Annotated in this window: 7 protein-coding genes; 6 read left to right on the forward strand and 1 reads right to left on the reverse strand. The window is 72.4% G+C overall.

All coding sequences use genetic code 11. From position 1 onward, the window contains the following. Positions 1-7 precede the first annotated feature (7 nt). The 6 genes from ribH to CCS38_RS20940 all read left to right on the forward strand — a co-directional run bounded on the left by ribH (position 8) and on the right by CCS38_RS20940 (position 4,950). Positions 8-493, forward strand: a complete 486-nt coding sequence (ribH, locus tag CCS38_RS20915) for a 6,7-dimethyl-8-ribityllumazine synthase (RefSeq protein ID WP_223734838.1) — start codon at positions 8-10, stop codon at positions 491-493. A 34-nt stretch (positions 494-527) separates the two neighbouring features. Further along, complete coding sequence (locus CCS38_RS20920) at positions 528-800, forward strand: phosphoribosyl-ATP diphosphatase (RefSeq protein ID WP_030251465.1); 273 nt, start codon at positions 528-530, stop codon at positions 798-800. 50 nt (positions 801-850) lie between these two features. Then, the gene (gene hisG / locus CCS38_RS20925; protein ID WP_223734839.1) at positions 851-1,699 is read left to right on the forward strand and encodes an ATP phosphoribosyltransferase; all 849 of its coding nucleotides are present in this window, start codon (positions 851-853) and stop codon (positions 1,697-1,699) included. Between the two features lie 73 nt (positions 1,700-1,772). Beyond that, complete coding sequence (locus CCS38_RS20930; RefSeq protein WP_223734840.1) at positions 1,773-2,222, forward strand: PH domain-containing protein; 450 nt, start codon at positions 1,773-1,775, stop codon at positions 2,220-2,222. Positions 2,223-2,491: 269 nt separating this feature from the next. Then, a complete protein-coding gene (locus CCS38_RS20935; RefSeq protein ID WP_223734841.1) occupies positions 2,492-3,847 on the forward strand; it encodes a hemolysin family protein in 1,356 nt (451 codons plus the stop codon). Then, on the forward strand, positions 3,844-4,950 hold the full coding sequence (locus CCS38_RS20940; protein WP_223734842.1) for a hemolysin family protein: 1,107 nt from the start codon (positions 3,844-3,846) through the stop codon (positions 4,948-4,950). Before CCS38_RS20935 ends, CCS38_RS20940 begins: the two co-directional genes overlap by 4 nt. 40 nt (positions 4,951-4,990) lie before the next feature. Here the strand turns inward: CCS38_RS20940 and CCS38_RS20945 are convergent, their stop codons facing one another. Further along, positions 4,991-6,874: an AAA family ATPase gene (locus CCS38_RS20945; RefSeq protein ID WP_223734846.1), complete on the reverse strand. Its 1,884-nt coding sequence runs from the start codon at positions 6,872-6,874 to the stop codon at positions 4,991-4,993. Positions 6,875-6,970 lie beyond the last annotated feature (96 nt).

Consider the following 6,970-nt stretch of genomic DNA (forward strand, 5'->3'; position numbering starts at 1 on the left):
GAGCAACGTGAGCGGCAAGGGCGCACCCGAACTGTCCGTGAAGAACTGTGGCGACCTCCGGGTGGCCGTCATCGCTGCCCAGTGGCACACCCAGGTCATGGACGGCCTGGTCAACGGTGCGCTGCGCGCGCTGACCGAGCTGGGCATCGACGAGCCGACCCTGCTGCGCGTCCCGGGCAGCTTCGAGCTCCCGGTCGTCGCCAAGGTGCTCGCGGGCCGCGGGTACGACGCGGTGGTCGCGCTCGGCGTGGTCATCCGCGGCGGCACCCCGCACTTCGAGTACGTCTGCCAGGGCGTCACCCAGGGCCTGACCCAGGTCTCCATCGAGACCGGCGTGCCCATCGGCTTCGGCGTGCTGACCTGTGACGACGAGCAGCAGGCGCTGGACCGCGCGGGCCTGGAGGGCTCCCGCGAGGACAAGGGCCACGAGGCGGTCACCGCCGCCGTCGCCACGGCCGCCACGCTCCGTTCAGTATCCGAACCCTGGCGCTGACCGGGCCCGGGCGACCGCTAGGGTGGGTATCACCATGTCCAAGAAGACGTTCGAGGAGCTCTTCGCCGAGCTCCAGCAGAAGGCCGCCACCGGCGACCCCGCCACCTCCCGCACCGCCGAGCTGGTCCAGTCCGGCGTCCATGCGATCGGCAAGAAGGTCGTCGAAGAGGCCGCCGAGGTGTGGATGGCCGCGGAGTACGAATCCCACGACGCCGCCGCCGAGGAGATCTCGCAGCTCCTCTACCACCTTCAGGTGATGATGGTCGCCAAGGGCATCAGCCTTGACGACGTCTACGCCCACCTCTGATCCGCATCACGCACCGCTCACCCTCTCCCTCGTACAAAGGAAGCTCTCTCATGCTGCGCATCGCCGTCCCCAACAAGGGTTCACTGTCCGAGCCTGCGTCGGCGATGCTCCATGAGGCCGGCTACCGCCAGCGCAAGGACCGCAGGGAGCTGGTCCTGGTCGACGCCGAGAACGAGGTCGAGTTCTTCTTCCTGCGCCCCCGCGACATCGCCGTCTACGTGGGCTCGGGCAAGCTCGACATCGGCATCACCGGCCGTGACCTGCTGCTCGACTCCGGTTCGGACGCCGAGGAGATCATGCAGCTCGGCTTCGCCGGCTCGACGTTCCGCTACGCGACCCTGCCGGGTACCGCCAAGGACGTCAGCGAGTTCGGCGGCATGACCATCGCCTCCTCCTTCTCCGGCCTTGTCAAGCAGCACCTCGCGGACAACGGCGTGGAAGCCTCGGTCGTCCACCTCGACGGTGCGGTGGAGACCGCCATCCAGCTGGGCGTCGCCCAGGTCATCGCGGATGTGGTCGAGACCGGTACGACGCTGCGCAACGCCGGCCTGGAGATCATCGGCGAGCCGATCCTGAAGTCCGAGGCCGTCGTCATCCGCCGCGAGGGCGCCCCCGCCGACGACCCGAAGGTGCAGCAGTTCCTCCGCCGCATGCAGGGCGTCCTGGTGGCCCGCCGGTACGTGATGATGGACTACGACATCCGCGTCGAGCACGTCGAGAAGGCCGTCGCGCTCACCCCGGGCCTGGAGTCGCCGACCGTCTCCCCGCTGCACCACGAAGGCTGGGTCGCGGTCCGCTCGATGGTCCCCTCCAAGGACGCCCAGCGCATCATGGACGAGCTGTACGCCCTCGGTGCCCGCGCGATCCTGACGACCGGCATCCACGCCTGCCGCCTCTGAACCCCGTACGGCCGGGCCGTACGTACCTTTACGTACGGCCCGCGCCGCCACCCCCGCCACGGAAGACGACGACGTGTCCGCGCCTCTGCCCGACCTCCCGGTGACCTTCCGGCCCGCCCGCACCCGTGCCGTCCTGTACGTCGTCGGCATCGCCCAGCTGGTGGCCCTCACGGTCGTCGCGTTCCTGCTGCCCGCCCTCAGCGGCGGCGAGCGGATCAGCTTCGTGTTCACCGGACTGCTCGTACTGGCCGTCCTGCTGCTGCTCGCGCGGCCCAAGGTCGTCGCCACCGGGCACGGCGTCACCGTCGTCAACCTCACGACCAAGCGCGAGCTGGCCTGGGCCGAAGTCCTGCGGGTGAACCTCCGCGTCGGCGACGCCTGGGTCCACCTCGACCTCGCCGACGGCACCAGCCTGCCCGCCATGGGCATCCAGCCCGGCATCGCGAAGGAACAGGCCGTCCAGGACGCCCGTACGCTGCGGGCACTGGTCGAGGCGCACGGCACCGACGGCCACGACCGCTGACCGGACGGGCCCGCCCCGTCCGTCCGCGCCGAGCCGTCCGGGCCGCGCCGTGCGGCGTACCGCACGTCCGTCGGCTCTCCCCTCGCCGCGCCCGGCCTGATTACTCTGTACCCCCGGGGCCGCGCCGTGCCCGCCCCCTTCGCGGGGACCCTGCGACCCGAGGAGTGACTCCTTCCAGCAATGGACGGATCGTCCTGTAGTACCTGCGCCGCCCCTCCCGGACTCCGCCCGCAGACCGCGGATGTCCCGTGCACCACGGAGGCGGCGGCATGACAGTCCCCCTGCTGCTGCTCGCCGCGGCCTTTGTGCTGATCCTGGCGAACGGCTTTTTCGTGGCCGCGGAGTTCGGCCTCGTCACAGTGGAGAAGGCGGCGGCCGAACGGGCCGCCGAAGCCGGTGACCGCCGCGCCCGTACGGTCGTCACCGCGCTGCGCGAGCTCTCCTTCCAGCTCTCCGGCACTCAACTGGGCATCACCATCACCTCCCTGGTGGTCGGCATGCTCGCCGAGCCCGCCCTCGCCGAGCTGCTCGGCGGGCCGCTGGCGGCCACCGGGCTGCCGGCCGGCGCGGTGCCCGGCATCGCCGTCGTCATCGGCATGCTGCTGGCCTCCGCCGTCCAGATGGTGATCGGCGAGCTGGTCCCCAAGAACTGGGCGGTCTCCAAGCCGCTCACCGTCGCCCGCTTCGTCGCCGGTCCGCAGAACGCCTTCTCGCGCTTCTTCCGCCCGGTCATCGCGCTGCTCAACACCGTGGCCAACCGTCTCGTACGGTCCCTCGGCGTAGAGCCCACCGACGAGCTGGCCTCCGCCCGCACGCCCGGCGAACTGGTCTCGCTGGCCCGGCACTCCGCGCTGGCCGGAGCCATCGAGCAGGACACCGCCGACCTCTTCGTGCGCACCCTCGCGCTCGGCGAGCTGACCGCTGAGAACGTGATGACCCCGCGGGTCCGCGTCTCCGCGCTGCAGTCCTCCGCGACCGCCGAGGACGTACTGAACCTCACCCGTGCCACGGGCCTCTCCCGTTTCCCCGTCTATGACACCCGGATCGACGAGGTCGTGGGCATGGTCCACCTCAAGGACGCGCTCGCCGTACCCGCGGACGAACGGCTGCGTACCCCCGTCGGCCGGATAGCGGTCGCCCCGCTGCTGGTCCCGGAGTCGCTGCCCGTTCAGCCGCTGCTGGAGCGGCTGCGCAGTGAGCAGCCGATAGCCGTGGTCGTCGACGAGTACGGCGGCACGGCCGGCGTGGTGACCCTGGAGGACATCATCGAGGAGCTGGTCGGCGAGGTCCGCGACGAGCACGACCACGCGGACCTGCCGGAGCTGGTGCTCGCGCCCGCCGAGGACGGCCATCCCGCCTGGGACGCCGACGGCGGCTGCCGCGTCGACACGCTCCGCCGCATCGGCCTGAGCGCGCCGGACGGCCCGTACGAGACCGTGGCCGGACTGGTCGCCCACGTACTCGGCCGGATCCCCGCCCCCGGGGACACCGCCGAACTGGACGGCTGGCGGCTGCGGGTGCGGCTGGTCGACCACCACCGTGCCGACCGGGTGCGCCTGATACGGACCGGGGCGCCGCAGGGCGCCGTCGCCGCGCAGGCCGGCGAGCGGGCAGGTGTCCGATGAACGTGCTGCAACTGTTCTTCGCCGCCCTGCTCGTGCTCGCCAACGGCTTCTTCGTCGGCGCGGAGTTCGCGCTGGTCTCCGTACGCCGCAGCCAGATCGAGCCGCTCGCCTCCGAGGGCTCCAAGCGGGCGAAGCGGGTGCTGTACGGGCTGGAGAACCTCCCGCAGATGATGGCCGCCGCGCAGTTCGGCATCACCGTCTGCTCGCTGACGCTGGGTGCGGTCGCCGAGCCGACCGTGGCCCGGCTGCTGGAGCCGCTCTTCCACGCCGTGCACCTCCCCGAAGCGCTGATCCACCCGCTGGGTTACGCCATCGCCCTCGCCCTCGTGGTCTTCCTCCACCTGGTCATCGGTGAGATGGTGCCGAAGAACCTCGCGATGGCCGCGCCGGAGAAGACCGCCCTGTGGTTCAGCCCGGGCCTGGTCGTCTTCGCGCGGATGTGCCGCCCGGTCACCGCCCTGCTGGGCGCCTGCTCCCGCGGCATTCTGCGGCTCTTCCGCGTGGAGCCCAAGGACGAGGTCGAGGCGGTCTTCACCACCGAGCAGCTCACCCACCTCGTGGCGGACGCGGGCCAGGCCGGGCTGCTGGACCCGGGGGAGCAGGAACGCCTCTCCGACGCCCTGGAGCTGGGCCGCCGCCCGGTCACCGACGTACTGATCGACCGCGCGGCCCTGGTCACCGTCGACCCGTCCGTCACGCCCCGGCAGGTCGAGGAGCTGACCGTGAAGACGGGCTTCTCGCGCTTCCCGGTGTCCGCGCCGGGCGGTGCGTACATGGGCTATCTGCACGTCAAGGACGTCCTGGACCTGGAGGAGCGGGACCGTGCGGTGCCGCAGCACATCTGGCACCCGATGACCACGCTCCGCGCCGAACTCCCGCTGGACGACGCGCTCACCGCGATGCGCCGGGCCGCCTCGCACCTCGCGGCGGTCTCCGACGGCGCGGGCCGGGTGCTCGGCCTGGTCGCGCTGGAGGACGTCCTGGAGAAGCTGGTCGGAGAGGTACGCGATCCCGCTCACCGCGGGGAGACCGCACCGGCGCACATCGCCGAGCCGCGCGAGGCCGGGGATCTCCAGTCGGGGGACCGGGCGATGGCCGGCTGACCACCTGTACGGGAGAGCGGGGCGGCCCGGATCTGCGGCCCTACGGCCCCAGGTCCGGCGCCGGCCCCCGCCCCGACAGCACCTCGCCGTACGCCTGCATCAGATCCGGCAGCCGCAGCGTCGAGAGATCCTCGCGCCCCGGCGTGCCCGCCCACGTCGACAGCCGCAGGTCGCGGTAGGCGCAGCTCTTCTCGTACAGCGTGCGCAGGAAGCGGCCGTTGCCCAGCTCGTCGATCCAGCCCTGGTCCACGACGTGCCCGGCGATGCTGCGCAGCTCGTCCAGCGACTCCTCGTCCCAGCGGTCGCCGTTGTCCGCGGCCAGCACCTCGCCGATGGCCGTGAGCTCCAGCGGGCGGTAACTGGGGAAGTCCACGCGGGTGGTGAAGCGGGAGGAGAGCCCGGGATTCGCGGCCAGCAGCCGGTCCATGCCCTCCGGATACCCGGCGAGGATCACCACCAGCCGGTCGCGGTTGTCCTCCGCGCGCTTCAGCAGCACCTGCAGCGCCTCGTCGCCGTACGCGTCGCCCTTGGTGTAGCCGGAGTTGGAGAGGGAGTACGCCTCGTCGACGAAGAGCACGCCGCCCAGCGCCGAGTCGATCAGCTCGTTCGCCTTCACCGCCGTCTGGCCGAGGAACTCGCCCACCAGATCGGCCCGTTGGGCCTCCACGAGATGGTCGCCGCCCAGCAGCCCCAGCGCGTAGAAGACCCGGCCGAGTATCCGCGCCACCGTCGTCTTGCCCGTCCCCGAGGGGCCCGAGAAGACGAAGTGCCGCTTCGGCGGCTGCACGGGCAGGCCCTGCCCCGCCCGCAGCCGCGCCATCCGCAGCTGCGCCGACAGCGCCCGGACCTGCCGCTTCACCGGCTCCAGCCCCACCATCCGCTCCAGCTCCTGGAGCGCCTGCTCCAGCAGGACGGGGTCGGCGGGTCCGGTCGGCAGCTGGTCGGTGCCGCGCTGCTCCGGTACGCGCGGGGCGCGAGCGGGCCCCGCCGTGCCGGCGGCCTGCGAGCCGAGCAGGTCCGCGTCCGGCCCTTCCGGATCGGCCGTGGCCAGCAACTCCCGGCCGTCCACCGGGTCCAGCGGCGCCAGCGGGTCCAGATCGCCGCCGTTCTCCTGCCCGAGCCCGGCCGGCACCGCGGCCAGGTCCGCGCCCTCCTCCAGGCCGTCGCACTCGGCGATGGCCGCGAGCCGGGCCGCGGTGTCCATGAAGGCCGGATCCACGCGGTGAACGGCGCGATACAGAGGGAGGGCCGCGGCGCTGCGCCCCGTGCCCTCGTGCGCCCGCGCCAGCCAGTACCGCAGCTCCTTGCGCTGCGGCTGCTCGCTGCGGCACCGCATCAGGGCGGCGGACAGCAGCGGTTCGGCCTGTCCGTACATCTCCAGCCGGACCCGCGCCATGCCGCCGAACAGCCCCGCCTCGATGCCCAGCAGCGGGTCGTCGATCAGCGGCTCGGTGTGCCGCACGAGCTGCTCCCAGTCCTTGACCAGGTACGCGCGGCAGGCGTGCAGGAAACGTACCTGCGGGTCGGCGTCGACCGGCGGGCAGCCGGCCAGCGCCTGGTCCAGCTCGGCGACGTGCCGACCGTCCAGCCAGTGCGAGGCGTGCGCGAGCAGCAGGTCGCGGCCGGACTCCAGCACCGGCTGCACCCACCAGCCCAGCCAGTACCAGGAGTTGAGGGTGCGGCGGTGGCGGGCGCGCTGCTCGCCGAAGCGGTCGCGGTGCCGGTACATCCGCAGCAGCGCGGTGGTGGTGTCCGCGCGCAGCGCGTGCAGCCCGAGCCAGGCGTCCGCCATCGAGGGGTCGATCCGCACCGCGGCCCGGAACTCCTCCTCGGCCTGCGCGTACGCGCCCATGGTGTACGCGTCGACCGCGCGCAGCCAGGCGAGTTCGGCCGGGGCCGCCGTGCCCTGCGCGCCACAATCCATCCTGTCCCCCACAAATGATCCCCCGCGCCGTGCCCGCATCGTACCTGCGGTCGCGAGGCGGCCGAAGAGGGGCGCAGGGGGGAAGCGGGGACTCGG

It is taken from the genome of Streptomyces purpurogeneiscleroticus, assembly GCF_020024005.1.
GTDB classification, from domain to species: Bacteria; Actinomycetota; Actinomycetes; order Streptomycetales; family Streptomycetaceae; genus Streptomyces; species Streptomyces purpurogeneiscleroticus.